This window comes from Erythrobacter rubeus (genome assembly GCF_014705715.1).
Lineage (GTDB): Bacteria > Pseudomonadota > Alphaproteobacteria > Sphingomonadales > Sphingomonadaceae > Erythrobacter > Erythrobacter rubeus.
On sequence record NZ_JACXLC010000001.1, the window covers coordinates 1,950,406 to 1,977,257 of the forward strand.

At 62.0% G+C, this 26,852-nt stretch carries 22 protein-coding genes; 10 read left to right on the forward strand and 12 right to left on the reverse strand.

From position 1 onward, the window contains the following. The first annotated feature begins 14 nt into the window (after positions 1-14). From IB285_RS09655 to glnA, 5 genes are all read left to right on the forward strand, one after another. Positions 15-1,412, forward strand: coding sequence for a leucyl aminopeptidase family protein (locus IB285_RS09655; protein ID WP_190787973.1), 1,398 nt, complete (start codon positions 15-17; stop codon positions 1,410-1,412). 129 nt (positions 1,413-1,541) lie between these two features. Beyond that, complete coding sequence (locus IB285_RS09660) at positions 1,542-1,895, forward strand: hypothetical protein (RefSeq protein ID WP_190787974.1); 354 nt, start codon at positions 1,542-1,544, stop codon at positions 1,893-1,895. A gap of 31 nt (positions 1,896-1,926) precedes the next feature. After that, positions 1,927-2,862 (forward strand): N-acetyl-gamma-glutamyl-phosphate reductase, encoded by a 936-nt coding sequence (gene argC, locus IB285_RS09665; RefSeq protein WP_190787975.1) that lies wholly within the window; start codon positions 1,927-1,929, stop codon positions 2,860-2,862. A gap of 214 nt (positions 2,863-3,076) precedes the next feature. After that, positions 3,077-3,415 (forward strand): P-II family nitrogen regulator, encoded by a 339-nt coding sequence (locus tag IB285_RS09670; RefSeq protein ID WP_190787976.1) that lies wholly within the window; start codon positions 3,077-3,079, stop codon positions 3,413-3,415. Between the two features lie 82 nt (positions 3,416-3,497). After that, entirely contained in the window at positions 3,498-4,907 is a 1,410-nt protein-coding gene (glnA, locus tag IB285_RS09675) for a type I glutamate--ammonia ligase (protein ID WP_190787977.1), read from the forward strand. 95 nt (positions 4,908-5,002) lie between these two features. On the opposite strand, the gene IB285_RS09680 is transcribed toward glnA, so the two are convergent. Together IB285_RS09680 and IB285_RS09685 are read right to left on the reverse strand one after the other, a co-directional pair. Further along, a complete protein-coding gene (locus tag IB285_RS09680) occupies positions 5,003-6,439 on the reverse strand; it encodes a DUF1501 domain-containing protein (protein ID WP_190787978.1) in 1,437 nt (478 codons plus the stop codon). Positions 6,440-6,449: 10 nt separating this feature from the next. Next, positions 6,450-8,303: a DUF1800 domain-containing protein gene (locus IB285_RS09685; protein ID WP_190787979.1), complete on the reverse strand. Its 1,854-nt coding sequence runs from the start codon at positions 8,301-8,303 to the stop codon at positions 6,450-6,452. A 431-nt stretch (positions 8,304-8,734) separates the two neighbouring features. On the opposite strand from IB285_RS09685, the gene IB285_RS09690 reads away from it, so the two are divergent. From IB285_RS09690 to IB285_RS09700, 3 genes are all read left to right on the forward strand, one after another. Then, on the forward strand, positions 8,735-9,403 hold the full coding sequence (locus IB285_RS09690) for a lysozyme (RefSeq protein WP_190787980.1): 669 nt from the start codon (positions 8,735-8,737) through the stop codon (positions 9,401-9,403). A gap of 76 nt (positions 9,404-9,479) precedes the next feature. Next, complete coding sequence (locus IB285_RS09695) at positions 9,480-10,493, forward strand: hypothetical protein (RefSeq protein ID WP_190787981.1); 1,014 nt, start codon at positions 9,480-9,482, stop codon at positions 10,491-10,493. 13 nt (positions 10,494-10,506) lie between these two features. Beyond that, a complete protein-coding gene (locus IB285_RS09700) occupies positions 10,507-11,094 on the forward strand; it encodes a fasciclin domain-containing protein (protein ID WP_190787982.1) in 588 nt (195 codons plus the stop codon). 4 nt (positions 11,095-11,098) lie between these two features. On the opposite strand, the gene IB285_RS09705 is transcribed toward IB285_RS09700, so the two are convergent. From IB285_RS09705 to IB285_RS09720, 4 genes are all read right to left on the reverse strand, one after another. Then, complete coding sequence (locus IB285_RS09705; protein WP_234033111.1) at positions 11,099-15,310, reverse strand: translocation/assembly module TamB domain-containing protein; 4,212 nt, start codon at positions 15,308-15,310, stop codon at positions 11,099-11,101. Then, on the reverse strand, positions 15,310-17,532 hold the full coding sequence (locus tag IB285_RS09710; protein ID WP_234033112.1) for a BamA/TamA family outer membrane protein: 2,223 nt from the start codon (positions 17,530-17,532) through the stop codon (positions 15,310-15,312). Before IB285_RS09710 ends, IB285_RS09705 begins: the two co-directional genes overlap by 1 nt. Positions 17,533-17,550: 18 nt before the next feature. Continuing rightward, the gene (locus tag IB285_RS09715) at positions 17,551-18,396 is read right to left on the reverse strand and encodes an arginyltransferase (RefSeq protein WP_190787984.1); all 846 of its coding nucleotides are present in this window, start codon (positions 18,394-18,396) and stop codon (positions 17,551-17,553) included. Positions 18,397-18,576: 180 nt separating this feature from the next. Then, positions 18,577-19,842, reverse strand: a complete 1,266-nt coding sequence (locus tag IB285_RS09720) for a threonine ammonia-lyase (protein ID WP_190787985.1) — start codon at positions 19,840-19,842, stop codon at positions 18,577-18,579. 160 nt (positions 19,843-20,002) lie between these two features. Here IB285_RS09720 and IB285_RS09725 point away from each other — a divergent pair, with 160 nt between their 5' ends. Further along, complete coding sequence (locus IB285_RS09725; protein WP_190787986.1) at positions 20,003-20,935, forward strand: NAD(P)-dependent oxidoreductase; 933 nt, start codon at positions 20,003-20,005, stop codon at positions 20,933-20,935. A gap of 5 nt (positions 20,936-20,940) precedes the next feature. Then, positions 20,941-22,587 (forward strand): amidohydrolase, encoded by a 1,647-nt coding sequence (locus tag IB285_RS09730; protein WP_190787987.1) that lies wholly within the window; start codon positions 20,941-20,943, stop codon positions 22,585-22,587. Positions 22,588-22,593: 6 nt separating this feature from the next. Here IB285_RS09730 and tatC read toward each other — a convergent pair whose 3' ends face one another. The 6 genes from tatC to nagZ form a co-directional block, all read right to left on the reverse strand. Next, positions 22,594-23,409 (reverse strand): twin-arginine translocase subunit TatC, encoded by an 816-nt coding sequence (tatC, locus tag IB285_RS09735; RefSeq protein WP_190787988.1) that lies wholly within the window; start codon positions 23,407-23,409, stop codon positions 22,594-22,596. A 9-nt stretch (positions 23,410-23,418) separates the two neighbouring features. Next, the gene (tatB, locus tag IB285_RS09740) at positions 23,419-23,874 is read right to left on the reverse strand and encodes a Sec-independent protein translocase protein TatB (RefSeq protein ID WP_190787989.1); all 456 of its coding nucleotides are present in this window, start codon (positions 23,872-23,874) and stop codon (positions 23,419-23,421) included. Between the two features lie 41 nt (positions 23,875-23,915). Then, positions 23,916-24,155 (reverse strand): twin-arginine translocase TatA/TatE family subunit, encoded by a 240-nt coding sequence (locus IB285_RS09745; protein ID WP_190787990.1) that lies wholly within the window; start codon positions 24,153-24,155, stop codon positions 23,916-23,918. Positions 24,156-24,246: 91 nt separating this feature from the next. Beyond that, a complete protein-coding gene (gene scpB / locus IB285_RS09750) occupies positions 24,247-24,831 on the reverse strand; it encodes an SMC-Scp complex subunit ScpB (RefSeq protein WP_190789067.1) in 585 nt (194 codons plus the stop codon). Positions 24,832-24,941: 110 nt separating this feature from the next. Further along, entirely contained in the window at positions 24,942-25,802 is an 861-nt protein-coding gene (locus IB285_RS09755) for a segregation and condensation protein A (protein WP_190787991.1), read from the reverse strand. Beyond that, positions 25,799-26,821, reverse strand: a complete 1,023-nt coding sequence (gene nagZ / locus IB285_RS09760) for a beta-N-acetylhexosaminidase (RefSeq protein WP_190787992.1) — start codon at positions 26,819-26,821, stop codon at positions 25,799-25,801. Before nagZ ends, IB285_RS09755 begins: the two co-directional genes overlap by 4 nt. Positions 26,822-26,852: the final 31 nt, after the last annotated feature.

The following is a 26,852-nucleotide window of genomic DNA, read 5'->3' on the forward strand; positions in this document are numbered from 1 at the left end:
CTAATTGGAAGGGCATGACCGATATTAAAGACCTGATCCAGCCCGACCGCGGGCAAGACGCCATTGCCATCCATCTCGTCAACGCCGACGGCTTCGACGAATTCGCCAAGACATTGAGCGCCGCTCAGCGCGCCAGCCTGACCGGCCAGAAATTCGAAGGGCGCGGCTATCAGGTCGGGATTGTCCCTGACGGCGATGGCTTTTTCGCTGTCGGCGGGGTTGCCGATCCGGGCGAGCTTTCCAGCTGGTGCCTCGCCAAACTCGCTGACGAGCTGCCCGAAGGGACATACCGCCTTGTCGGCAAGGCTGCGGAAACGGGCGCGGGTCCGGCCATGTTCGGATGGCTTACCGCACAATATCGCTTCACTCGCTACACCGAGGATGAGAATGCCGCAGGGCCGCGCATCCTGCTCACCGACCAGCCGGGCCGGATCGACGCGGTCATGGCCGAGGCGCAGGCGGAAATGCTTGTCCGCGATCTCGTCAACACGCCCGCCGAGGACATGGGACCGGCCGCACTGGAGGCTGAATGCGAGAAACTGGTCAAAGTGCATGGCGGCGAGCTCAACGTGACCAAGGGCGATGCGCTGGAGCAGGGATACCCAATGGTGCACGCCGTGGGCCGCGCCGCCGATCGCAAGCATGCACCGCGCATAATGCATCTGACCTGGGGCTCGGAGAGCGATCCGGTGCTCGCGATTGTCGGCAAAGGCGTGGCGTTCGATTCTGGCGGTCTCGACATCAAACCGGGATCGGGAATGCGCCTGATGAAAAAGGATATGGGCGGCGCAGCGCATGCCATCGCCCTTGCGGGCCTGATCATGGGCGGCAGATTGAAAGTGCGCCTGCATCTGCTCGTGCCGGCGGTTGAAAATGCGATTTCCGGAAACGCATTCCGCCCCGGTGACGTGCTTAACAGCCGCAAGGGGTTGACCGTCGAGATCCACAACACCGATGCGGAAGGGCGGCTGATCCTCGGCGATGCCCTGACGCGGGCGAGCGAGGAAAATCCAGAGTTGATCATCGATTTCGCAACCCTGACCGGAGCGGCCCGAGTGGCGCTCGGCCCAGATTACGCCGCGATGATGGCGCGTAAGGATGACACTGCACAGGCGCTGGTCAAAGCGGGCAAGGCGAACGACGATGAGCCGTGGCGTCTGCCCCTGCCAGAGGCGTACCGCGAATACCTCAAATCCGATATTGCCGACATCGCCAACGCCCACACCAATCCTTATGCTGGGGCAAGTGTAGCTGGCCTGTTCCTCGACCGCTTCGTCGGTGAAGACATCGACTGGGTGCACTTCGATACCTTCGCATGGCGCCCTTTTGCGAAACCCGGTCGCAGCAAAGGCGGGACGGCGTATGGTCTGCGGGCGGCGTGGCACATGCTGAAAAATCGTTTCGGCAACTGACGAACGTCTTGCGCCGGGACGTTACAAAACGGCGACTTGCCCGTGCATCCGCTTGCCGCTAAGCGCGCAGGTTCACTGCGGCTGCCTCTTTGGCATGGCAAATTGAACGGGGCGGAAGGTTCTTCCTGAATGAGCGGCACAGAGGTGCAATCAGGCGATTACGGCATACCGGAGGGCATTCTCGGCCTGACCGGCCCTGTCGCCAAGCCCAGGCCCGGCAGCCTGCCGCTACGCGGTGATCTCGCCCATATCGCACTCGCCGGAACCCATTTGGCCGCACATTACGTAGTCCCGCATCTGCGCACGATCGGCGATCAGGGCGCGGACCTATACCTTGCGGCGCGCGACGACAGCGAGGTCATGCATCATCTGGCTGCGGGCACGCGTTTCGAACTGCTCGACTTCGCCGGCGAGTGGGCCTGGGGCTGCGTTGGTCCCGAGGGGCCGAGCGGCTATTGCAAGGCGAGTTGCCTTACCGATTGAACGCCGGTGTGAAGCAGGTAGAACGCTTCCCATGACGACACGTATCTTCATCGACGGAGCGGCTGGTACGACCGGTCTGGAAATCCGCGAGCGGCTGGCCGGGCGCAGCGAATTCGAACTGATCGTGCTGGATGATGCGCAGCGCAAGGACGTGGATGCTCGAAAGCAGGCTCTAACGGAAGCGGAGGTGGCAATTCTCTGCCTCCCTGACGATGCCGCGCGAGAGGCGGTGGCGCTCGCGAGCGGCAGCGACACCCGCATTATCGACGCCTCGTCCGCTCACCGCGTGGCGCAAGGCTGGGCCTACGGCTTCCCGGAGTTAACCGGCCGGGACGCGATCGCATCGGCACAATATGTCGCCAATCCCGGCTGTTATCCCACCGGCTTTCTCGCGCTGGTCGGGCCATTGGTGAAGGCCGGTCTATTGCCGGCAGACTGGCCCTACACCGTCAACGCCGTCAGCGGATATTCGGGCGGCGGGAATGCGCTCATCGGCAGGTTCGCTGAGGAAAGCGACATCGCATTTCGCGCCTATGGGCTCAGTCTAGGACACAAGCATTTGCCCGAGATGCAGCAAACGATCGGGCTCGCGCATCCGCCGGTTTTCTCGCCCAGCGTGGTCCACGCGCACCGGGGCATGGTGGTCGACGTCCCGCTTCCGCTATCGGCGATGACCGGCGCGACCTCTGCGGCATTCCTTGAAGGGGAGCTAACCGGCTTCTACGAAGACAGCGAAATCGTGACGGTGCGGAAAGCTTCCGATCTGCCATCCGAATTGCTCCTGCGCGAAGGGGCAACGGCCTGGGACGGGATGGACCTCTATGTGTACGATTCCGGTGACGGTTCTCAGGCGCGGCTTGTCGCCGTGCTCGACAATCTTGGCAAAGGCGCATCGGGCGCTGCGATCCAGAATCTCAACATCATGTGCGGCCTTCCCGAAACGACCGGATTGGCCCTGGCGCGCTAACGCCTCCGCAGGCGGCCTGCCCAATTTTTAGGCAGGCACAGTGCGGAAACTGGGCAGCGCACGAAGCAGCAGCATTTTCTTGCTCAATCTCGCTCAGGCGCAGCAAGACCCTTGCGCCCGCGCGAGTATCAAGTAACTCGGTGTTGCTCATCACTTGGCACGATTCTTGGTACATTAATGCCATGATCAGACCGATCCGGGGGAAGCCGCACACGTGAAGAAGATCGAGGCGATTATCAAACCGTTCAAGCTCGACGAGGTGAAGGAGGCGCTGCACGAAATCGGCGTGTCCGGTATCACCGTCACCGAGGCGCGAGGGTTTGGCCGACAAAAAGGGCACACGGAACTTTACCGCGGCGCTGAATATGTCGTGGATTTTCTTCCCAAGGTGAAACTCGAGGTCGTGGTCGCGGACGACCAGGCTGAACGCGTGGTCGAAGCCGTCGCTGCCGCAGCCCAGACCGGGCGGATCGGCGACGGCAAGATTTTCGTAAGCCCGATCGAGGCCGCATTGCGCATCCGCACCGGCGAAACCAACGATGACGCGATTTGACGCGCACCTTTTGAACGAAACCCGCTCTCGCTCGTCATAGAGACGAGCTTTCCTCTCGAACTACCAGCTGGAGAATACCACCATGGCTAGCACCAAAGATGTCCTCAAGAAGATCAAGGATGAAGAGATCGAATGGGTCGATCTGCGTTTCACCGACCCCAAGGGCAAATGGCAGCACCTGACCATGGCCGCCGGGGTCATGGATGAAGACGCGCTGGAAGACGGCCTGATGTTCGACGGCTCCTCGATCGAGGGCTGGAAGACGATCAATGAAAGCGACATGATCCTCAAACCGGATATGGACGCGGCATACATCGATCCATTCAGCGCAACGCCGATGCTCAGCCTGTTCTGCAACATCGTCGAGCCATCGGACGGCCAGCTTTATTCGCGCGACCCGCGCTCGACCGCGACGCGCGCAGAAGCTTATCTCGCCTCCACCGGAATTGGCGATACCGTTTATGTCGGGCCGGAGCCTGAATTCTTCATGTTCGACGATGTCCGTTTCGAAGATGGCTATGCCGGTTCGGGATATGCGATCGACGACATCGAGTTGCCGACCAACACAGGCAAGGAATACGAGATGGGCAATATGGGGCACCGACCGCGCGCCAAGGGCGGCTATTTCCCCGTCGCGCCGGTTGACAGCGCCATGGACATCCGCGGCGAAATGGTCGCGACGATGCTCGAAATGGGCCTCAACATGGACAAGCACCACCACGAAGTGGCCGCTGCGCAGCACGAGCTTGGCATCACCTTCTCCTCGCTGACGACAGCAGCCGACCAGGTGCAGATCTACAAGTATGTCGTGCAGCAGGTAGCCCATGCATATGGCAAGACGGCAACCTTCATGCCCAAGCCGATCAAGGACGATAACGGCAGCGGCATGCACAGCCACATGTCGATCTGGAAGGACGGCAAGCCGACCTTCGCCGGCAATGAATACGCCGGCCTGTCGGAAACCTGCCTCCACTACATCGGCGGTGTCATCAAGCACGCGAAAGCGGTCAATGCCTTCACCAACGCCACGACCAACAGCTACAAGCGTCTGGTTCCCGGCTTCGAAGCGCCCGTGCTGCTCGCCTATTCGGCGCGCAACCGGTCGGCATCTTGCCGTATTCCATATGGCGCGGGCGAAAAGGCGAAGCGCGTCGAATTCCGCTTCCCCGATGCTCTGGCCAACCCATACCTCGCTTTCTCGGCGCTGCTGATGGCGGGCCTCGACGGGATCGAGAACAAGATCCACCCGGGCGATGCGATGGACAAGAACCTCTACGATCTGCCTCCGGCCGAGCTTGCCGATGTGCCGACCGTGTGCGGCAGCTTGCGCGAAGCACTTGAAGCGCTCGAGGACGATCACGAATTCCTGCTCAAAGGCGATGTCTTCTCGCAGGATCAGATCGTCGCTTATTCCGAGCTCAAGTGGGAAGAGGTCATGCGCCTCGAAACCACGCCGAGCCCGGTCGAGTTCGACATGTATTACAGCGCCTGATCGCTACGCTTACGCACAAAAAAAGGGCCGTCCGGAGCAATCCGGGCGGCCCTTTTCATATGGCATGATCGATTTTCCCTCCCGCTACGTCGGCATCACGGCGCGGGGGTTCTCTCTTTCATAAAGCCGAGGTTCGGCGCGGCGAAGCGGCCAATATTGGGCGAGATGATCGGCAATTCCGAATCCGAGACGCCGAACCAGCGCGCCAAGGTCGCGGAGTATTCGTCGACCGAGGTCGTGGGAAGCAGGCGCCCCCGCCCGACCTGGTCGTCCGTCTCCACCGAGATTTGCGGCGCGCGGCCATAGAACCGTCCGCCATTGACGTCCCCGCCCATGATGAAGTGAAAGCTTCCCCAGCCGTGATCGGAGCCATCGCCATTCGAAGCGAGCGTCCGGCCGAAATCGGATGCGGTGAAGGTCGTGACCTTGTCGGCGACGCCCAGTTCGATTGTGGCCCGGTAAAAGGCATCGAGCGCGAAATCCACCTGCGCCAGCCGTCCCTCATGCTGTCCAATCAGCCCATCGTGGTTATCGAAACCGCCGATCGATACCATGAAGACTTGGCGCGTCACGCCCAGCGATCCGCGCGCCGCGATCAAGGAAGCGACAGCGCGCAACTGCCCGGCAAGCGAGTTGTCCTCGCCGAAATCGGTCGTGAGCGTTGTCGACGAAATTGCGTCGTTGACGAAGGTGCCGTACTGGATCGAGCGATCGTTGACCAAGGCATGATCGGCGGCGAGCACGTTGCCGGTTCCGGTCCGCAGGACCGTCTCAAGCGCTCCGGCAGCCGCCTCGGAGCGAAACAGACGCCCATTCCGCAGTGGTCGGAACAGCGTCGCCCCGTTGGCCGAGACCTGATAGGGAACTGCTTGCTCACCGCTCAGAAAAACCGCGTTCCCCGTCGCGTTAATCGCTGTGAACATCATATTGGTGTTCGAAGATTGGGCGAGATCACCCATGCGCCCGCCCCATCCGGTACGCGACCCTTCCGGCTGAGAGCTTTGCCACGTCGATTGCTGGTCGTTATGCGAAAACAGCTTCGCCGGCCGCGGCACACTGCGATCATCATACTGCGCCCGTGTCAGTGGGGCCTCCAGCGGGCCGACATTGAGCAGCGGCGCCATCACCCCTTCGTCGTAGCGCGACTTCAGCAGCGGCATCGTGGGAGCAAGCGAGTAGGTGATATCGTCCGTCAGCGTCTGATCGTCCGGGGTCATCAACATGGTCGAGGCCAAGCTGTCGCGTGCCAGCGCAATACCGCCACCCGCTTCCGAACCGCCACCGCCGCGGATGTTCGAATAGAGCGCGTAGTTTACGGGGTCGAATGGGATCAGCGTGTTCCCATGATCGTTGCCGCCATAAAGGAACACGCAAACCAGCGCCTTGTAGTCGCCGTCCGTAGAAAAAGCCGCAGCCTCACCGATCCCTGCGAGACCCAGTGCGTAAGCCGAGGCGCCGCCCATGGCTGCCAGCTGACTGGACCGGCGCATGAACGCACGGCGAGACAATTCGATATCTTTGCCGATATACATTTTTGCGCCCTTATTTCTGAATGAGGTAATCGGTGGAGGCCATTGTCAGCAATACGCCGATATGGACCCTGCGAAGTCTGTCTTCGTCCGTGCTGGTTTCATCGAGAACCACATCGTCCATCGCCGCCTGGATGACATCGCGGACCTCCTGCGACAGCTGGTTCGCCGTAAGCAGCAGATCGAGCCGGTCCAGCAATTGCAGGCTGTCATCGGCAATGGCGACCTCTTCCGAGTAATCGAGCTCGAGGTCGCGAAAACGATAACCGCGCATCTCGATCGCGCGCTCCATGAAATTCACGTAGCCGGCGACGGAGGTCTCGTTGACGAGCTGAAATTCGGGCGCGAGAAGCCCATTGTCCGCCGCCTGAGAACCGGTCGGGAAATAGGTCGGTCTGAAGAAATTGAACACCGACGGTGATCGCAGGGGCGATTGCCCAAGCTGGTTCGAGGCGTCCGAGAAATTGCCGACTTCCCAGTCGCCCGTGATTGAGCGGACGCCGAAAGTCCGGCCCAGCTGGACGAAGCGGAGCATCGGCTCCCGCAATTTACCGAAACCGGCTGCCGACACGTTGGCCGGATCGAGCGCTTCGTCATCCAGCAAGACGGCTTTGAACACTGCTTGCAGATCGCCTCGCGTCCCGCTGCCATTATCGTCGAACGCCGCCGCGACGCGCTCGACATAACCCGGACTGGGGTTGCTGGTAACCAGCCTCTGGATCATTTGCTTTCCGAAGAATGGTCCAACGTTTGGATGTTCGAAAAGATGATCGAGAGCCATTGCCAGGCTTTCCGACGCACTCGTCCCGGCGGGGATCGTCAGGCCCAGAAACTGTTTCTCTTCGTCCGAGTGAAATGATTCGTCCCGCGGATATCGCCAACGGGTCGAATCCGCTGTCATCGGCTGACGCGTATATCGAGCGTCCGGGATTTCGCGGGTACCACCCACCTCCACCGTAAATCCGATGTCGGTAAAATCGTAATCGTATCCGGTGAAGACCTTGGCAATGCCGGTCACGTCTTCGTTATCGTAAGTCTCAATCGGTTCACCGCCAGACAGGCGCTGCGTTCCATCCGGGTTGAGTTCGTAAAGGCCGATCGAAAACAACTGCATGATTTCGCGGCCGTAGTTTTCGTCCGGGACTCGGCCGGTGCGTGGATCCGCCTTTCGGTTCCCGCGCGTGTTGAGAAATACGCCCATGGCCGGGTTCAAAGAGATGTCTTCGATCAGGTCCCGGTAATTACCGAAGGCGTGCCGATTCAAAATATCCCAGTATTCCCCAATGGCAGGCGACCGCCATGTCATATTGACCGAATTCAAGGAGACCACGAAGAACTCGGAAAGGGCCAGCGCCGCCCGTTTCCGCACGCTGCTGCCCCCGATCATGAGCTGCGACCAGATCATCCCGTCGCCGGTCTGGGCCGAGTTGTAATGGCGTTCGTCATTCACCTGATCGAAACTGCGGCTGGAAAAGAATTCCTGCGCGCTTTGTGAATTCGAACTCGCCATCTGCCGATCCAGCCATGGCTCATAGCCTTCACTGGTCACCTGATCGATCGCGCCCGGGCTTACCGCAAATGAGGATTGCAGGAGGAAGCGAGCGGCCTGCGTGTCGTTTTCAGGGCGCCGTATCACGGGCGGTGGGGGGGATGGTGGGGGCGTGCCGCTCGTGACCGTGGGACTGCCGCTCGATCCGCCGCCGCTACCACCACCGCCGCACGCAGCGGTGGCGATTGCGAGCCCTGCTACCGCAGCGCTTTTCTGGAAAGGAACCGATGCCGACGCATCCCCGCTGTCGGCGGCCTTTTCGGCCTGTCGATCAGCAACGCAGGCGTCCTCAGACGCACGATCGATAGTTGTGCTCAAAGCTAATTTTTCCCGCCAAGTGACCCCGACGACGGATTAGATATCCGCCGCCCTCCAAACTCGCCGACAATGCTTAAGCTGGCCCTTCGAACCGTAGTTAATTCGAATGGATCACCCCGCTCACCGACTTGCGTGGGGTATCACGCAGGTTGAGATATGCACCCGCTCGGCGGCAGACTGCATCGTGAAAAAGGTGACCTGAGTCGGGGGTTTGCACGGTAGCTAACAGGAACAATTCGTTTCGATAGAAGCGTAAGATAACGGTAAACATACTCAGATTTATCATGCGCGCTGCACCCTGAGACGAGATCGCCTGGAGCAATGCGGCGTATGTGCCAAATCGGCAGTGCGGTTGGTTGGAAGACTATTTTCCTACTCAGACATTTTATGTCTAATTGCCCGGTCTCCCATGAATTCAAGGAGGCCAGTTTATGCCTGCAACCAATTCCCGAAAAATCCTGTTCGACACCATTCGCGCGATATTGCGGCGCGGTTTCCGTCAATCCGAAGTGAAGGCAATCGACGGTGCCTTGGATGCGCTCCATGGAAGCGAACCGGATACCGAGCGCGATAGTTCGGTCCAGGACCGTGTAACATGCGGTCCATGTCTCGATGAAAGCCCCCCCGCAATCGGGCCAAGGGGCACTGCGCTCATAAAGCGGTTCGAGGGGTGCGCGCGGTTGCGCCCGGACGGCCTGATCGAAGCCTATCCGGACCCTGGAACAGGCGGCGACCCATGGACCATCGGATGGGGAGCAACAGGGCCGGACGGCACCGGAGGCCGCATCGCCGCGGGAACCGTCTGGTCACAGGACCAATGCGACACGCGGCTTGAGAACGACCTGAAACGCTACGCCCAGGGTGTGGCGCGCGCGATAGGCGATGCTCCGACGACGCAGAACCAGTTCGACGCCATGGTCAGCTTCCACTACAATACAGGCGCAATTGCCCGCGCCACGCTCACGCGGCGGCACGTGGCCAGCGACTACGAAGGGGCAGCAGCGGAGTTCGCTCGCTGGAACATGGCCGGGGGCCGCGTTCTGAAAGGGCTCGTCAGGCGCCGCTCAGAAGAGGCGGCGCTGTATAGGCGGGCTGACTGAGCTCGCGACGCTGAGGTGTCGTCGGGACGGAACCTGCCTTCGCCGCCGTAGTTGTCTCTTCCAAGGAGAAATTTGCATGATGAGATGGCTCGCGAGCGCAGCAGCAATCGCGCTTATCGCCAGTCCTGCAGCACTTGCGCAGGGACAGGGAAACGGCAAGGGTAAGGGCAATGGCGGGCCGCCATCGGCTGCCGAGAGAGGCAATCCCGGCAACGGCGGCGGCAATGGTCGCGGTCGCGGCAATGCCGGGAATCGCGGTGGCCCGCCGATCCAGGCGCAAGGCGGCGGGGGAAATGGCAACCGCAATGCAGGAAATCGCGGAGGTCCCCCGCGTCAGGTCAATCGGGGCGGCGGGAATCGCGGCGGCGGCCCCGGAATCGTGCGCGGTAACGGGAATGGCATTGGTTCCGCTGTCGTACGCGGCAACGGAAATCGCGGCAATCAAGGTCGCGGTGGCGGCAACGGGATCGACATCGATATCGGGTTCGCACCTGCCCTGCCGCGCGACACATTCGGCACCCGGACGCGTCTTATCGGCGGCTGCCCGCCCGGCCTTGCGAAGAAGCGCAATGGCTGCCTTCCGCCTGGTCAGGCCCGCCAGCGCTTCCGCCGTTACGATCCGGGCTTCTTCGGCCTGTTCGGCGGCGATGGCGGACGTTTCTTCTACAACGACGGCTATCTGCTGAGATACCGGGCAGATGGGCTCGCCGGGTTCGTCCCGCTTCTCGCAGGAGCGCTTGGCATCGGCAACATCTGGCCCAGCACTTACGAGGCACGCCGCCTGCCGCGCTATTACGAGGATTACTACGGTTTCGATGACCCGCGCGGCTATCGCTATGCCGACAATGTCATTTACCGGGTCAATCCGGAAACGGCGGCAATCACGTCGGTAGCGGCGCTGCTCACAGGCGATGATATCGTCGTCGGTCAGCCCATGCCGCGTGGCTACGACGTTTACAACGTGCCCTATGCCTATCGCGATCGCTATTACGACCGCCCGGGCGCACGGTACCGATACGCTGATGGCTACATCTACGAAATCGATCCGGAAACGGCCTTGGTCGCCGCGGCAATCGACCTCGCGATCTGAGGGGAAAATACAAATGGCTCAACAGACAAGGAAAACTGCTCTGCTTGCCGGTATCGCGCTAATGCTAGCAGCGTGCGGCAGCGAGACCGACGACATCGAAACTGCGAACGGCGTGACTGATCGCTCCGGCGATGCGCTCGCTGAAATCGTCGGCGACGTCGGCACGATTTCGATAGCGGCAGACGCGTTCGAGCGGACCGGCCTCAGCGGCGTGCTCGAAGGCGAAGCAAGCTATACGATCATGGCACCGACCGATGCGGCGTTCGAGAGGCTCGGCGAGAACGCGCAGGAAACCCTCGAAAACGAGGAACGGGGCGCGATCGTCGCCGCCGTATTGCGCGACCACATGGTCCCCGGTGCGCTAACCCCTGACGCGATCCGGACCGCCATCGAAGAGAATGGCGGCGAGGTGAGCATGGCGACCTTTGGATCGGGTGCCCTCACCCTTTCACTCGATGGTGAGACGATAGTGGTCAGCAACGGTGCCGGGCAGAGCGCGAATATCGCAGGCGATCCGGTTGTCGGACAGAACGGCGTTGTCATTCCGATCGACGGAGTGCTCGTTGACCCTGAAGCGTTGCTCGGCGCAGACGGCGGCTAGTCGGTCAGTAGTCCCGGCTGATCTCTGCCAGCACGCTGTCGCGGCCGATCGTGGACACTGTGCCGAGGAGAGCCAACCAGCGCGTTACACGGTACTCCACCGATGTTGCGCTGTAGCCTCGTCCGTCGGTTACGATCTCGACATAGACACGGCGACCCAGGTTCTTGCCCAGCGCCACGCCGGTCTGCCGGCCAAGCGCGGGGTCGGCGCTGACGATGCGGAGCTGATCGAGCCCGATTGAACGCCTCAGATTGCCGATTGGGTCGATGCCGCCGCCTCCGCCTCTCAGCGATGCGAGCGCAGCGCCCAGCTGGACGGCATCGGTCGCGGAAAGTGAGGTGACCGATCCTCCAAAGAGCAGCTGCGCGAGGATTTCCTCCTCCGGCAGCGAGGGCTCGGAGGAAAAAGCGATTTCGGGCGTCTGCGCGTTGCCGGTGATCGATACCGTGACATTGGTGCCGTTGGCGCTGGTCTCCGCTTCGATATTCAGCCGCGGATCGATCGGGACATTGGCATCGAACGCGATGCGGCCTTCGGTCAGGTCGAAGCGTGTCCCGGCAAAGGTGTAGTCGCCGCGCACAAGCCGCGCCTCGCCGCCCAAGCGCGGGTCATCCACTGTTCCCCGCAAGGCAATGTCGACGCCCCATTCGCTTTCCAGACCCAAGCCGTCGACCGACACACGGCTCGGCGCCGACGCATTGATGAGGTAACGCCACGAGGCGGATGCCGTTCTGGTCTGAGCGCCAAGGCCATCTGGCCGGTTGACCTCCCGCGTTTCGATCTGCGGCAGGGACATGTCTTCAGCCGCGATTCCCAGCTTCCAGGTCGCCCGGTCGATCGAGACACGGCCTGCAATGGTTCCGCCGGACCCATTCGAAACGATCCGCAACGGTCCGGTGATCGTCGCATCCAGACCGTTCGCCGCCAGCAATCTCGCATCGCTCGCAGCGGCGCGCAAATCGATCTGCGGACCGCGACCGGCGCCCATAGAGCCAAGATCAACGGTACCGCTGCCGCTCACGGTGCCGCCGCCACGTGTGGTCCCTGCGAAGCGCGAAAGCACGAGCCGCGAGCCGGCAAAGCGTCCCCGCACCGTCACATCCTCGATATCGGTTCCCGAAATCGCGCTCTGCAGGCGCAGGTCGTCGCTCGCCAGTGCTCCGGTGATCCGCGGGTTTGCGAGCGTCCCGGTCGCGCTTGCGTTAACGGTGATCGGGCCGGTCAGGTCGAAGGTTTCTATCGCAGCGAGGCGCCAAAGCGCGGTGGCACTTCCGTCATAGGCGAAATCGGCATTCAGCCTTCCGCGCATCAGCCGGTCGGCGAGGCCGTTATCGCCGCTGAGGCCCGTAATGCGAGCATCCAGCCTTCCCAGCGGATCATCATCCACACGCAAACGCGCTCCCAGAGTGAGACGCTGAGCGGTCAGATCGGCGACGGCGAGAACGTCGATCGGCGTCGATGACAGGAGAAGACCCGACCGCGTGAAATCATCGATACGCACGCGCGCATTTGCCGTTGGAGGAGCCCCGGCGCTCTGATTCCATGTCAGGATGCCAGACAGCCGTCCGCCGAGCCCCAGGTCGGCACCAGCAAGATCGGCGAGCCGGAGCGGCATTTGCGCCAGTTTGGCGCTCAGCTCGGTTTCGTTCCCGCCAAGCTGCCCTTCGAGAATTGCGAAACCGCGTGCAAAACCGATCTGGGTCGGAGCGAGCCGCCATCCGCCATCTTCCTGTGCAGTAAGCACCGCGCGCCTCGGCATGGTGATCTCGCGCCCGCCATATTCGCCCCGCGCGTACAGCGCGATGCGTTCAGGCGCGATATCGCCGTCCAGCTTGAGCGCAAAGCCATCGCTTCGCCGTCCGGCGATCGATGCGACCACGTCGCCGACCCCGTTATCGATCGAGGCGGTCGCGGCGAAATTGGCGATACTCAGCGCGCCGTATTCCAGCCCGGAGCCTTCGATATTGGCGCTGATCTGGTTGCTGCCTTCGCGGAAGGTCCCGGACGCATCAATATCCGCGAAAGCGAGGCCGATCGGCGTCTCTCCGCCGAACTGCGCCTGCCGCGCTTCCACATCGACGTCGAAACTCTGAGCGCCATTGGCAGCAGGTGAGAGCGATAAAGTGCCATCGAGACCGCCGCCCGCCAGGGCCAGCTCGCCTGCTATTCCCGCATCGCGCAGCGTCAGTGCGCCCGTCACATTGGTCCGGTAAATTCGCATGCGATTGACCGCGATGCGTGTGGGCGCATCGGCAGGAAGGACGAGGCCCAGCGAGCCGTCGAACGGACCGAGCAGCGACTCTCCCGATGTGTCGATGGCGAAACCGTTTTCGCTCGGCGCGATCGCGAGATTCACATCGCGCAGGCCCGCGGCGGGCAGCGGGTCTGCCAGCACCAGATTCGCGCGCGGACCCTCTCCGCCGATCTCGGCATCCACGGTAAAGGGGCCGTATTGCACATGGCTTCCGCCACCCTCGATCGACGTCAAACCGCTGGCGACCCGGGTGTCGAATTGCGCGGTCAATCGTTCGCTTTCGAGAGAGACGTCGCGCAGGACTATCGGCTGGTCGGCTGCCACCCCGAATGCACCGTCGAATGACAGCGTCTCCCCTGCGATGCTCGCCACGCTCGCATTGGAAACGCTGCCCAGCTCGCCACTGAGATTTGCGCGCACACTCCAAGGGACAGCGCCGAAACGCGCCACAAGATCGGCTGTGGCGTCGATTGTGCCGATGCTGTCGAGCACCAGATCACTCGCTCTTACGGGCCCGGCCACAGCATAGATCCCCTGCGCGGTGTTGCCCCTCAGCGCGAGAACAGCGTTCAGCCCCGGGAAGGTGATACGCGCGTTGTCCGCGTTCAGCTGGGTGCCGGCAAAGGTCAGGGTGCCGGTAAGAGTGCCGTCCGTCAGCCTGGGATCGACCAGCTCGATGCCGCTCGTAATCCGCTCAACGCGCGCGTCGAGCGGCAGCAAGAACCGTTCGCCATCAAAAGTTGCTGTGCTCGATTGGTAAAGCCCATCGATAACTGTTGTACCCAGCGCGAATTGCTCGGCAGAAAGCTCGTGCGCGATTCTAAGGTCGCGAAAGGGACCATCGATTGTCGCCGAAAGCTGCGCAGCCTGAAGGGCAAATGCTTCGCCAAGCAGTTCGGGATCGCGTAGCACAGTGCGCGCTTCGAAATCGTCGAAGCGATTGCCGGCGAGATCGACGCCCCCACTGCCGCGAACATCCAGAGCCGATGTGATCGCTGCAATCCGCCCATCAAAGATACTCTCTTCCAGAGTGCCTACCAATGCGAGCGACACCGCATCGCCGAGCGCGCGATCGACTATCCTGCCGCCTTCGACCGGGGCGTTGATCTGGCCCAGAGCGCTGTAGGTGCCAGCATTGTTGGTCAGCCTGAGCGCCGCAATCCGCTCTTGTTCGGCATCCCTGCGCTGACGGGTCACCAAGGCATAGCCGATCCACTGCGACCAGGTGCCGTCGCCCTCTATCTGCGCGTCATAGGCCGCGTCGAGACCGGCGATCAGCGCGATCGGTCCGTCCGCCGCGGCATGGTAATCGAGCGAGATATCGAACTGGTCACCGTCCGGCTCCGCGTCGAGCAGCAGCGCGAGGCGATCTTCCGGACCGACGCGCCCATCGGCTTGCACAAGCGCCCGCCCGGAACGGATGTCGACCCTGCCGCTCAAATCGACCGTATGGGCCTGATCCCCGGCGATGCCCGGCGCGAGCACGAAGTTGTCGATGACAAGCTCATCGACGCGGATATCGAAATCGGGAAGTAACGGGGCGTCCGGATCGCCGGGCAGGAGCTCGGGAAGCCGCTCCAGCCTGCCGCGCCGCGCGGTCAGTTCGCGCACATCGATCCCGCTCCAGAGGAATGTGAGCGGGTGCCAATCGAGAACCACTTCCGGGATGGTCAGGAATTCTCCATTGGGATCGCTGAAGATGACATCGTGCAGGACCGCCTGTCCGTATATGTCGCCTTCAATCCGCCCAACCTGAAACCGAAGGCCCGATGCCGGCGCGACCTGAGCTATCTGTTCGGTCACGAAGCGTTTGCCGATGGGCGAGCTCAGGAAGAGGGCAATGAGCACCAGCGGCAGCAGCACAATGGCCATGGCCCAGCCCGCACGCTTGGCCCAGCGGCGCTTCCGCTTGCGGACAGGCGTGTCGGCCTCTTCGGGGCTCATGACGTCATCTTCCGCCATCAAAACGCCTGCCCCAGACTGACATAGACGACCACCGGCGCATCGAATTCGGTCGGGTTGAGCGGCGCGCCGACATCGACCCGGATCGGTCCGAAGGTGGTTTTGTAGCGGATGCCGACACCTGCGCCGTACTGGATTACGCTGAAATCCGGCCGGGAGCTGCGCGCAACAGAACCGGCATCGATAAAGGGAACGACTTCAATCGCGCCGTCGAGAAAACCCGTCTGAATGCGCGCCTCAAGCGACAATTCGACCACCGAACCGCCACCAAGCGCTTCGCCGAACTCGTCCCTCGGCCCGATAGCCTGAAAGGCATAGCCGCGCACGGAACCGCCGCCGCCGGCATAGAGCCTGCGCGATGGCGCGATTTCAAAAGCCTCTGCACCCACGATCGCCGCAGCGCGAACCCTGCCCGCGAGCACGGTTGTGCCGACCTCTTGGTAATAGCTCGCGTCGGCCTGGGTCCGCACGTAATAGGTCGTTTCTCCAAGAGACCGCGAAACCTCAGGCGCTGCAAAGCCGGTAATCCGGTATCCGCTGGTCGGGTCGAGCAGATCGTCGCTCGCATCTAGGGTCGCGCTGCCGAACACGCTGCCGATTGTGTAGACCTGGCGCGGGCCCGGCTCGCCATCTTCGACACTATTGCGCTCATCCGTGTAGAGTATCTCGGCGCCGGCCTGCCAGCTCAGCGGCTTCTGAAACAGCAGATTGGAAACCCGCTCGAAGGTTCCGCGCAGCGCAATGGTGCGCGCCTCGACCGCTTCGGTTTCGATATCGCTCGCATAGGTATCGATGGTCAGCACCTGATCGCGATCACGAAAGTTGTTCTTCTTGTAGGTTACGCTGGCGAGCTGTTCCCGCGTCCCCAGAATACCGCGCAGTCTCAGCGCACCTTCGGGCGGAAACAGATTGCGATGCTCCCAGCTCGCCTCGACCTTCACGCCGTCTTCCGTACCGAACCCGACGGCTCCCGCTATCGTCCGTGCGGGCGCGCGTTCGAACTCGACATCCATGGCCACCTGTCCGGGCTCGCCATCCTGCGGCGGCTCGATCTCGCGCGGCGTCACGGCGACGCTGGTCACAAGGCCGGTCGCGATGACAGCGCGGCGCAAATCGGCCTGAAGGGTTGCCTGATAGACGTCGCCGTCCTCGAACCGGGCAATGCGCGATAGATGCCGCCCCGAGAGGAAGTCCGGATCGGAGCTCTGCACGCCGCCGAAGACGTATTTGCCGCCCGGCTCGACAGGAAGCGACAGATCGCCTTCGCTCCTCGCATGATCGATCAGCAGCGACGGGGCATCGACCTCGGCGAACGGATATCCGCTTTCACCAAGAGCGACACGCAAATCCTGCTCTTCTTCGATGATCCTGTCCGATTGCAGGGGATCGCCCGTTTCGATCCCGAAGCTCGCCCGCAGCTCTTCGCTATCAGGCGCATCGTAAAGATCGCCGAGATCAATCTCGCCAAAGGAATACCGCTCGCCTGGCAGGATATCGAAGCGGACCTGCGGATCGATATCGGCCCCTGCGACATCGCCATTGTCGCCCCGCCTCCCGCCTGAAAGCTGACGCGCCACCTCGCCGCTGTAATAGCCGTAGGTCCGCAGCATTTCGAGCAGGAGTTCCTCATCCGCCCGCGCGCGCGCGGCAAGCTGCGGCACGGTGTCATCGCCGCTTTCCAGCGCCTCGACCGTCGAAAGCATTTCAAACCGTTCGAGGAAGTTCGTACGCTCCGGGAACGCATCGTTATCGGCTGGAAAAGCGAGTATCAGTTCGTCGCTGACTTGGAACTCTTCCAGCTCGGGGAATTCGATCAGATCCGGAGCATCGATTTCGGCCAGCGCCTCAACTTCAGGGTCGGGCTCCAACCTCTCCGGCTCAGGGATCTCGAAACCATCAAGCGTGGCTGCGATCGCCGGATCGGGACCTTCTTCGAGGCCATCCTGCGCTGCTTCTGCCACGGCTTCGGGTTGCGGCCCGGGCTGCTGCGGTCCATCCACACCCTGCGCGGCCCAATCCTCGGCATCGCCCACGGCGCTCTGGGGGATCAGATCATCGAGCGTCCGGCTGGGAGGAATTTCGGTGCGCAGCGGGGTCTCCTGAGAGGGTGCTGCGGTCTGCTCCTGCTGAGCGGATGCGTCTTCCGGCTGTACCTGCGCATCGGTCCCGTCCTGAACGAACGCGCCTGCTGCGCAGAGCCCGCCCGCCAGGAGAAGATCCAATTGTAAAAGTGGCAAATATTAGCTCGCGGGAAATTTGACCGGTTGCCCGTCTTTACCCCTTGCGCCGCCTAAGGTTCCAGCCTTTTCACCGCGAGGTGCAGTCGCCTTGGCGATTAGCCTGCTCTGCTCCTCGCTATCCATCCGCTGCCAGCCATCCCGCGTCAGTCGTTCAAGCGGGCGATAGCGAACTTTGTACTGCATTCGCGGCGAGCCCTCGACCCAGTAGCCGAGATAAACATATGGCAGCCGGTCATGCGCCGCGCGCTGGATATGGTCGAGAATGATGTAATTGCCGAGGCCTGCGCGGCCTTCGTGATCCGGATCGTAGAACGAATAGATCATCGACAGTCCGTCGCCCTGACGGTCGGTTAGACACGCACCCACCAATTTGCCCGGCTCGCCATCTTTCGTCGGCTCACGGTATTCGATCACCGTGCTCGTCACGGGTGTGTGTTCGATCATGTCCGCATAATCGAGCTCATCCATGGCGGACATGCCGCCATCCGGATGGCGCACACTCAGATATTTGGACAGCAATTCGAATTGCTCGTCGGTCGCCCAAGGGCGGCATTCGGTTACGACAAGGTCAGAATTCCGCTTGATCTCGCGTCTCTGTGTGCTCGAAGGCTTGAACTCGCAGGCGACAACGCGCACCGAAACGCAGGCCTGACAGTCCAAACAGCTCGGGCGGTACGCAACGGTCTGACTGCGACGAAATCCGATCCGGCCAAGCGCTTCGTTAAGCTGGTCCGAGTGTGCCCCTTTCAGTTCGGTGAAAACCTTCCGCTCCTGCCGATCGGGCAAGTACGGACACGGCGCCGGACTGGTCACGAAGAAACGGGGAAAGCGGATCGGTGCCGTCACGGGATTGGCTGCGCCCTCTTAGCTGGGGAATCGAATCTGTGCTCGTTAAGACTATGTTATGCCTATTCAGGTTCCTCGGTAAAACACCTTTAACCATGAAACAGGGTGAATAAAGGCTTAGTTTGCACAATTCGGCCAAGCAATGGGCGCCTCGAAAGACGCGCGCGGCTGACGGGATATCTAGTTCAGCTCGACCAACTGGACGGCGTAATTCTTGGCGCGCAGAGCTGCTACGAGCCGCTCCACCTGCTCAGCATCGCGGGCCTCGCATTCAATATCGGTAATCAAGCCCTTGGCGGGCAGCGAAGTGAAGATGCGCTGATGGTATATTTCGATGATATTGACATTGTGCTCGTCGAACAGCCGCATCACCTTGAACAGCGCGCCCGGGCGATCCTGCAATGTGATCCGCAAACGCGCGAGCCTTCCCTGCCTGGCGAGATCGCGCAGCAGCACGTTCGCCAGCAGGCGCGTGTCGATATTGCCGCCGCACAGAACCAGTCCGATGGTCTTGCCAGCAAAGCGTTCGGGATTGCTCAGCACCGCCGCAAGTCCCGCCGCGCCCGCTCCCTCGACGACGGTTTTCTCTATCTGAAGCAACAGCGACACCGCCTTTTCCAGCGATGGCTCATCGACCAGAAGGATATCGTCGACGCGCTCGGCGATCACTTTGCTGGTGAATTCACCCGGTTTCTTGACCGCGATCCCTTCAGCCAGCGTGTCCCCGCCGCAATCGTGACTCTCGCCCTTTATCTTGTCGAACATGCTCGGGAACAACGCCGCCTGAACTCCGACCACTTCGATATCGGGATCAGTCGCGCGGGCCACCGTCGCCATGCCCGAGATCAACCCGCCCCCGCCAATCGGTGTGACCAGGCAATCGAGCTTCGGCTGAACTTCCAGCATTTCGAGAGCCACGGTGCCCTGCCCCGCCGCAATCAGGGGATCGTCGAAAGGATGCACAAATGTGAGGCCCATTTCCTTTTCAAGCTTGCGCGCGTGGGCATGCGCCTCGTCGAAAGTCTCTCCTTCCAGCACGACCTGGCCGCCGACACTTTCGGTCTGCATCACCTTCACCGTCGGGGTGGTGCGCGGCATGACGATGTGGACCGGCACGCCGAGCCGCGTGCCATGATAGGATAAGCCCTGGCTGTGATTGCCAGCAGACGCCGCAATAACACCGCGTTTTTTCTGCTCGTCTGTAAGGTGAAGAAGCGCGTTGAGCGCCCCGCGCTCTTTGTAGGCCGCTGTAAACTGGAGGTTCTCGAACTTCAGCCAGATCTCCGCTCCGGTAATTTCGGACAAGGTGATCGAATGCATCATCGGCGTCTTCACGACTGCGCCTTCGATCCGCTCAGCGGCGGCACGGATGGTATCGATCGTCAGCTCGTCTGGGCTGGCTGTGCTCGCGGCGAGCGGCGCGGCGGATGCGGTATTGGCAGTCATGATGCGAGCGGGGTTAGGCTTTCCAAGGGCGCAGGGCAATTCGAATTGCCCGAAGTGCGGCGAAGAATTGCTTTACCCCTCGCCGATAGCGCTTGATCCAGGCCAAAAACCCCTGCGCTCCGATTGGCTTATCCGACGAAACGGATTAGGGCTGCGGGTCATGACCGCACCCCTATCAATCGCATTCATCGGGCTTGGCGTGATGGGCGGCCCTATGACCGGGCACCTGGCGCGCGCGGGTCACCGCGTCACCGCTTTCAACCGGTCCGAAAAGCGCGCCGCGCATTGGCAAAAGACATGGGCGGAAGAAGGCCTCGATATCGCTTTCGCGAAAACGCCTGCGGAGGCTGCGCTTGAGGCCGATATCGTCTTCGTCTGCGTGGGCAATGACGATGATCTGCACGCGGTTACGCTGGACGATGACGGCGTGCTCACCGCCATGCGCAGCGGATCGCTGCTCGCGGATCATACCACTGTTTCCGCCAAAATGGCTCGCCATCTTGCGAAAGAGGCAGAGGCGCGCGGGATCGACGCGCTCGATGCCCCGGTGAGCGGCGGCGAGGCGGGCGCAGTAAATGGTCAGCTTGCAATCATGTGTGGGGGCCGTGACCGTGCGATGGAGCGCGCGCGGAACGTCATGGATTGCTACGCCAAGTCTATCGTGCATGTGGGGCCGAGCGGCGCAGGACAAACCGCCAAGATGGCCAATCAGATGTGCATCGCTGGCGTTCTTGGCGGCCTATCCGAGGCGATCCGGCTGGCCAAAGCGGCAGGCCTTGATCTGGACAAGACCTACGAAGCGATTTCCGGCGGCGCGGCGCAAAGCTGGCAAATGGACAATCGCTGGCGGACGATGACGGCAGATGAGTTCGATTTCGGTTTTGCGATCGACTGGATGCGCAAAGATCTGGGCTACGCGCTCGACGAAGCGAAGCGGCTCGGCCTGTCCTCGCCCGTCACCGCCCTGGTCGATCAATTTTACGCCGATGTGCAGGCGGCAGGAGGCGGCAGGCAGGATACCAGCGCCCTCATCACGCGCCTGGCAAAAGGTTCACCGACGAAAACCGGCATTCAGGCTGACACTCAGGGATAGACGCGATGCAATTATTCAAGCGGGCGCTAGTCGCGACTGCAGCAATTCTGGCGGTGCCGGCATCCGCTGACACGCTGATCGACAATGTCGACGGCGTGACCGTGAACGAGGATGGCGAAGTGGTGCGCTTCACCGGCCTGGTGTTCGACGACCACGGCCTCATCACGCAGGTTCTGGAGCGCGGCGAGGACAGACCGGACGATGTCGAATTCGGCGTGGACGGCAAGGGCCGCGTCATGCTGCCCGGGATGATCGACGCGCATGTGCATGTGATGGGTATCGGCTTCGGCGCCCTGCTCCTCGATCTCTCGGACACATCGTCTCTGGAAGATGCGCTGGCAAAAATTGCAGCCTTCGCAGAAGAGAACCCCGGGCGCCCCTGGATCCTGGGACGTGGCTGGAACCAAGAAAAATGGGGCCTTGGCCGGTTTCCCACGGCTGAAGAGCTCGACGCGGTTGTCTCGGATCGCCCCGTCTGGCTGCAGCGCGTGGATGGCCATGCGAGCTGGGCCAACACGCTTGCGATGGAAACCGCTGGCGTGACGAGCGCGAACGCGGACCCGGCCGGAGGCCGCATCATTCGCAAGGCCGGCAGCCGCGAACCGGCGGGCGTGTTCGTCGATGCGGCAGAAGCGCTGGTGAACGCCGTGGTCCCCGCCCCTCGCCCCGAAGACCGCGATGCTGCGCTGTTCGAAGCGCAGAGGATCCTGCTCGAGAACGGCATCACCGCCGTCGCCGACATGGGCACCAGCATAGAGGATTGGCAGACATTCCGCCGCGCGGGCGACACCGGCAGGTTGAATATCCGCATTATGTCCTATGCGACCGATGCAGATACGATGAACCTGATCGCGGGCGCCGGCCCGACGCCTTGGCTCTACGAAGACAAGCTGCGCATGGGCGGTATCAAGCTGTACGTCGACGGAGCGCTCGGTTCGCGCGGGGCGGTGCTGAAGGAACCTTACGAAGACGAACCGCAGACGACCGGGCTCCCTCTGCTGACGCCTGCACAATTGCGCAACCTGATGAGCCGCGCCGCGCTCGACAATTTCCAGACTGCGATCCACGCCATCGGCGATGCTGCCAACGCCGAGGTTCTGAACGCGATTGAGGAATTGTCCGAGACATACGAGGGCGATCGGCGCTGGCGCATTGAGCACGCGCAGATCGTAGACCCTGCCGATCTCGAACAATTTGGCGCGCACGGCGTCATCGCCTCGATGCAGCCGCTGCACCAAACCTCTGACCGGACGATGGCGGAGGCGCGCCTTGGTCCCGATCGCCTGGATGGCGCCTATGCCTGGCGCAGCGTGCTCAAGGTCGGCGGCAAGCTAGCCTTTGGCTCCGACGCGCCGGTCGAACCGGCGGATGCGTTCGCCGGGATCGCTGTCGCGATCAGTCGCACCGATGAAAACGGTGAGCCGTTTGGCGGGTGGTTGCCGAGTGAAACCGTCAGCCGCGAAGCTGCGCTGAAAGCCTTCACTTCCGACGCCGCCTATGCCGGATTTGCGGATGGCAGGTTCGGCAGACTGGTCCCCGGAGAGCGGGCGGACTTCATCCTGGTCGACCGTGATCCGATGCTGGCTTCGCCCGCCGATATTCGCGAGACAACTATCTATGAAGTGTGGGTTGGCGGCAAACGCGCCAATTGATCGATATCAGGTTTCGGCCTGCGGTTTGTCGTCTGCCGCCCCCTCATCGGGCGTATCGGCGTTTTTCGCGGCGGCGCGCTCTTGCAGGCGCATCAGCAAGAGTGACCCTTCGAACAGAACGAGCAGCGGGAGCGCAAGGATGACCTGCGAGCCGGGATCCGGCGGGGTCACGATCGCAGCGAGCGCGACAACGCCGACGATCACATAGCGTCGCGCGCCTGCCATCTGCGCACGCGTGACAATCCCTGCTCGGTGAAGCAGCATCAGCAGCACAGGCAGCAGAAATGTAAGCCCGAATGCCAGGATGAACTGCATGACGAGATCGAGGTAATCGCCCGCCGCTGGAAGCGCCTCGACCGCCAGTCCCCCGGCGTCTCCGCCAAAGCCGAGAAACCACCGAAACGCGGTCGGCATGACCACGAAATAAGCGAGCGATGCGCCGCCAGTGAAGAGGATCGGTGTGGCTATCAGGAAGGGCAGGAACGCTCTTTTTTCCCGCGCATAAAGGCCCGGCGCGACGAAGGCCCACAGCTGGTTGGCGATTATGGGGAAACTGACCATGAAGCCAGCGAACAGCCCCACCTTCAGGTCCACGAAGAAGAGTTCCGGAAGCCGGGTGAAGATCAGCTGCCCCTCGCCATTGGGAAAGGCGTCTTTGAGCGGCTGAACCAGAAATGCGAGGATCGGATCGGCAAAATAGAAACAGATCGCAAAGCCGATCATCAGCGCGAAAACCGACCGCATCAGGCGTGATCGCAGTTCGACCAGGTGATCGAGCAGCGGCGCGCGCGTTTCGTCTATGTCTTGGATCTTGAAAGCCATCGCCGCCGCCTACCCTGCGGATTTCTTGCCGCTGGCGGTACCACCTTTCGGAGGCAGCGGGTCTTGTGGGGATAGCGGCAATTCAGGGGCCGCATGGTCCGACTTCGGCTTCATCTTCTTCGGAGGCGCAACCGGCGCGGGATCGTCTGCATCCGGATCGATACTCGTATCTTGAGCGACAGGCGGAGGCCCGGTCATGACAGTTTCACCTGCGTCATCCTCAGCCGCCTTAGAGGTGCGCTTCATGATCTCCTCATTCTGCGCCTTCCACTTCTTCTCCATGTCCTCGAGTTCGGCCTCGCGCACCATGGCATCGATGCCGGTGCGGAAATGAGCCGAAACCTTGCGAACCTGGCCGATCCAACGTCCGGCGGTGCGCATCGCGCGCGGCATTTCCTTTGGGCCGATCACGAGGATCGCCACGATGACGATGACAAGAAGTTCAGCCGCGCCGATATCGAACATTGGAAGCTTTCAAGCGCGCAAATGATGCGCTGCCGGTGAGGTCAGCTCGCGGAATCGCTCCGCTCGCTCGTTTTGGTGTCCTGGGCGGGCACGTCCTTCGCCGGAGCCTCGATCTGCGCCTTGGAAGCGGGTTTTGCCTCGTCTTCCTCGGTCATGCCCTTCTTGAAGCTGGAAATGCCCTTGCCGAAATCACCCATCATTTCGGAAATGCGACCGCGTCCGAACAGGATCAGGACGACAAGCGCCACGATTACAATTTGCCAGATGCCGATACCGCCCATGCGAACTCTCTCTAATAGTGTGTAACGCCAATATAGGCGTGATCAGGCGCTCGCGCTAGTCGGCGTTGCGTCGAGCGCGCAAATGCGCGGGTCAACTAGTGATCCCTGCGTCTTCAGAGCTTTCCTCATCGGGGTCACCGGATGCTTCTTCTTCATCGGTGGAGCCGGAACCGGCGCTTTCCATTGCCTCTTCCAGAGCGTCATCGACCGGATCGAGCAAGCCGGCCGCGCGCAGTTCGTCCATGCCTGGCAGATCGCGGCGGGAGGACAGGCCGAAATGATCGAGGAATTCAGGCGTCGTAGCATAGATAACGGGCCGCCCCGGAACCTCACGCCGCCCCGCCAGCTTGATCCAGCCCGCTTCCATCAGAACATCGAGCGTACCCTTGGCAGTCTGGACGCCCCGGATCGATTCGATTTCCGCGCGGCTAACCGGTTCGTGATAGGCGATAATCGCGAGCACCTCCGTCGCGGCGCGGCTCAGCCGCCGGACCTGTTCACGCTCGCGCCTGAGCAGGTGCGCCAGATCGGGCGCGGTCTCGAAATGCCAGCGCTTCCCGCGCTCCACCAGATGAACCCCGCGCTCTGAATAATGCTCCTCAAGCGTCTGCAACCCCGACCGGATCGCCGCGTTCCCGAGTCCGCCGAGATGTGACGACAGCGCCTCCACGCTCATTGGTTCCTCGGCAGCAAAAAGTGTAGCTTCCAAAGCCCGCTCGATCTCCTCAGCGGAGCGTTCCGGTGTCACATCGCCGCTGGGTACATTGTCTTCAGATATTTCGTCGCTCACGCCGAGACCTTCTCTTTAAGGCGGCGGATGCGCAGCGGTGAAAACGCGGCTTCCTGTTCGATCTCCGCGCGCCCCAGACGCGCCAGTTCCAGCGCCGCCACAAAGCTGGAAGCGAGCGCCGATTTGCGCAGCTCCGGTTCGGCATGGCGCGGGAGAAAATCCCGGATTTCCATCCATTCGAGCGTTACGCCGAGCATCGCCGAAACCCGGTCCAGAGCGCTGTCGAGTGTCATAACCGGGCGGTCCGCAACGTGATAAATGCGCGGAGCGGTGCGAGCCTTGACCTGCCCGTAAGCCTGGATGAGCGAATAGGCATCGCTCTTCCACAGGGTCTTGCGATCGATCCGCAAGCCTTCGGGTGAGCCGCGCAGGAAAGTGTCGCGCCCAATCCGGTCGCGCCCCATCAGGCGCGCGGCAGCCTCTCGCATGGCGCCCAGTCGCTGAAGCCGCAATTGCAGGCGGAGCGCGAGCGCTTCGGGGCTCGGGTCTTCCTGCTCCTCCTTGGGCAGCAGCAGCGAAGACTTTAGATATGCAAGCCACGCCGCCATGACGAGATAATCGGCAGCCAGTTCCAGCCTGAGCTCTTCGGCTCGCTCGATATAGGTCAGATACTGATCGACGAGAGCGAGGATCGAAATCTGGCGCAGATCCACCTTCTGCCGCCGCGCGAGGTCGAGCAGCAGATCGAGCGGCCCTTCCCACCCGTCAAGCTCGAGATAGAGCGCCGCGTCGCCCGACTTGGCGCTTTGCCGGGCCGCGTCATCGTCGGCCCAGCCCTCCGGCATGAGCGCAGTCGGCTCTTCCGAGCCCGACGTGTCGCCATCGAACATGAAGCCGTCTTCGCTCTTATCGGTCATGCCGCCTCTCCCGTCAGCGCGAGTAGCGCATCACGCTTGGCGAGCAATTCGGTTTGCTCATCGCTGAGACCATCAGAAACCCGGGTTTCGGCGAGCGCGCGCTCCAGCCGTGCGGCGGTCTTATCGGACATCGAGGGGAGCGCCTCGCAAATACCGACCATGTCGTCCATCTTCGCCCAGCAATTGAGCACAACATCGCACCCTGCAGCATGCGCACGGGCGGAACGCTCCGGGATCGTGCCTTCGAGCGCCTGCATGTCTATGTCGTCGGTAAGCAGCAACCCATCGAATCCAATTTCGCCGCGAATGATGTCGCGGATGATGGTCTCCGATAAAGTCGCCGGGTTCTCCGCGTCCCAAGCGGTGAAGAGCAGGTGCGCGGTCATCCCGATAGGCGCTTTGTTGAGCGTCCTGAACGGAGCGATATCGGTCTCCAATTCCTCGGCGCCTGCGGTCACTCTGGGCATTTCGTGGTGGCTGTCCACCGTGGCCCGGCCATGACCGGGCATATGCTTGAGGCAACCCGCCACCCCGCCCATCGCCATCCCGCCAAGCACCGCGCGGCCAAGCGCGGCAACCTGCATCGGATCGCTGCCAAGCGAGCGGTCACCGATGGCTTTGTCTGTTTCGGGCCGGCGGACGTCGAACGGTGAGTGGAAATCGACCGTGATCCCCATCGCCGACAATTCGAGTGCCATGGCCTGGGCATTCGCCCTAGCGGCTTCGATCGCGCTTGCAGGGGCGACCTTGTACAGAAGGTCGAAAGCCTCTCCCGCCGGATAGGCGGACCAGTGAGGTGGGCGAAGCCTGGCCACGCGTCCGCCTTCCTGGTCGATCGAAACCAGCAGGTGCTCACGGCCATGAATCGCGCGCAATTCGTCGGTGAGAGCGCGAAGCTGCTCTGCTGTCTCACAATTGCGCCCGAACAGGATGTAGCCCGCAGGATCCGCCTCGCGGAAGAACGCGCGCTCATCGGCCGTCAGCTTGGGCCCGGAACATCCGAATATCGCCGGAATCATGCGCGAAGACTTGCAGGAGGCACACGGTCAG

What these genes read in the sequence shown, in the direction of transcription:
- scpB (WP_190789067.1), bottom strand. Translation starts at nt 24,831, where the DNA reads ATGAGCGTGGAGGCGCTGTCGTCACATCTCGGCGGACTCGGGAACGCG.
- IB285_RS09730 (WP_190787987.1), top strand. Translation starts at nt 20,941, where the DNA reads ATGCAATTATTCAAGCGGGCGCTAGTCGCGACTGCAGCAATTCTGGCG.
- IB285_RS09745 (WP_190787990.1), bottom strand. Translation starts at nt 24,155, where the DNA reads ATGGGCGGTATCGGCATCTGGCAAATTGTAATCGTGGCGCTTGTCGTC.
- IB285_RS09655 (WP_190787973.1), top strand. Translation starts at nt 15, where the DNA reads ATGACCGATATTAAAGACCTGATCCAGCCCGACCGCGGGCAAGACGCC.
- IB285_RS09755 (WP_190787991.1), bottom strand. Translation starts at nt 25,802, where the DNA reads ATGACCGATAAGAGCGAAGACGGCTTCATGTTCGATGGCGACACGTCG.
- IB285_RS09720 (WP_190787985.1), bottom strand. Translation starts at nt 19,842, where the DNA reads ATGACTGCCAATACCGCATCCGCCGCGCCGCTCGCCGCGAGCACAGCC.
- IB285_RS09660 (WP_190787974.1), top strand. Translation starts at nt 1,542, where the DNA reads ATGAGCGGCACAGAGGTGCAATCAGGCGATTACGGCATACCGGAGGGC.
- tatB (WP_190787989.1), bottom strand. Translation starts at nt 23,874, where the DNA reads ATGTTCGATATCGGCGCGGCTGAACTTCTTGTCATCGTCATCGTGGCG.
- IB285_RS09680 (WP_190787978.1), bottom strand. Translation starts at nt 6,439, where the DNA reads ATGTATATCGGCAAAGATATCGAATTGTCTCGCCGTGCGTTCATGCGC.
- IB285_RS09725 (WP_190787986.1), top strand. Translation starts at nt 20,003, where the DNA reads ATGACCGCACCCCTATCAATCGCATTCATCGGGCTTGGCGTGATGGGC.
- IB285_RS09695 (WP_190787981.1), top strand. Translation starts at nt 9,480, where the DNA reads ATGATGAGATGGCTCGCGAGCGCAGCAGCAATCGCGCTTATCGCCAGT.
- IB285_RS09700 (WP_190787982.1), top strand. Translation starts at nt 10,507, where the DNA reads ATGGCTCAACAGACAAGGAAAACTGCTCTGCTTGCCGGTATCGCGCTA.
- glnA (WP_190787977.1), top strand. Translation starts at nt 3,498, where the DNA reads ATGGCTAGCACCAAAGATGTCCTCAAGAAGATCAAGGATGAAGAGATC.
- nagZ (WP_190787992.1), bottom strand. Translation starts at nt 26,821, where the DNA reads ATGATTCCGGCGATATTCGGATGTTCCGGGCCCAAGCTGACGGCCGAT.
- IB285_RS09690 (WP_190787980.1), top strand. Translation starts at nt 8,735, where the DNA reads ATGCCTGCAACCAATTCCCGAAAAATCCTGTTCGACACCATTCGCGCG.
- argC (WP_190787975.1), top strand. Translation starts at nt 1,927, where the DNA reads ATGACGACACGTATCTTCATCGACGGAGCGGCTGGTACGACCGGTCTG.
- tatC (WP_190787988.1), bottom strand. Translation starts at nt 23,409, where the DNA reads ATGGCTTTCAAGATCCAAGACATAGACGAAACGCGCGCGCCGCTGCTC.
- IB285_RS09705 (WP_234033111.1), bottom strand. Translation starts at nt 15,310, where the DNA reads ATGGCGGAAGATGACGTCATGAGCCCCGAAGAGGCCGACACGCCTGTC.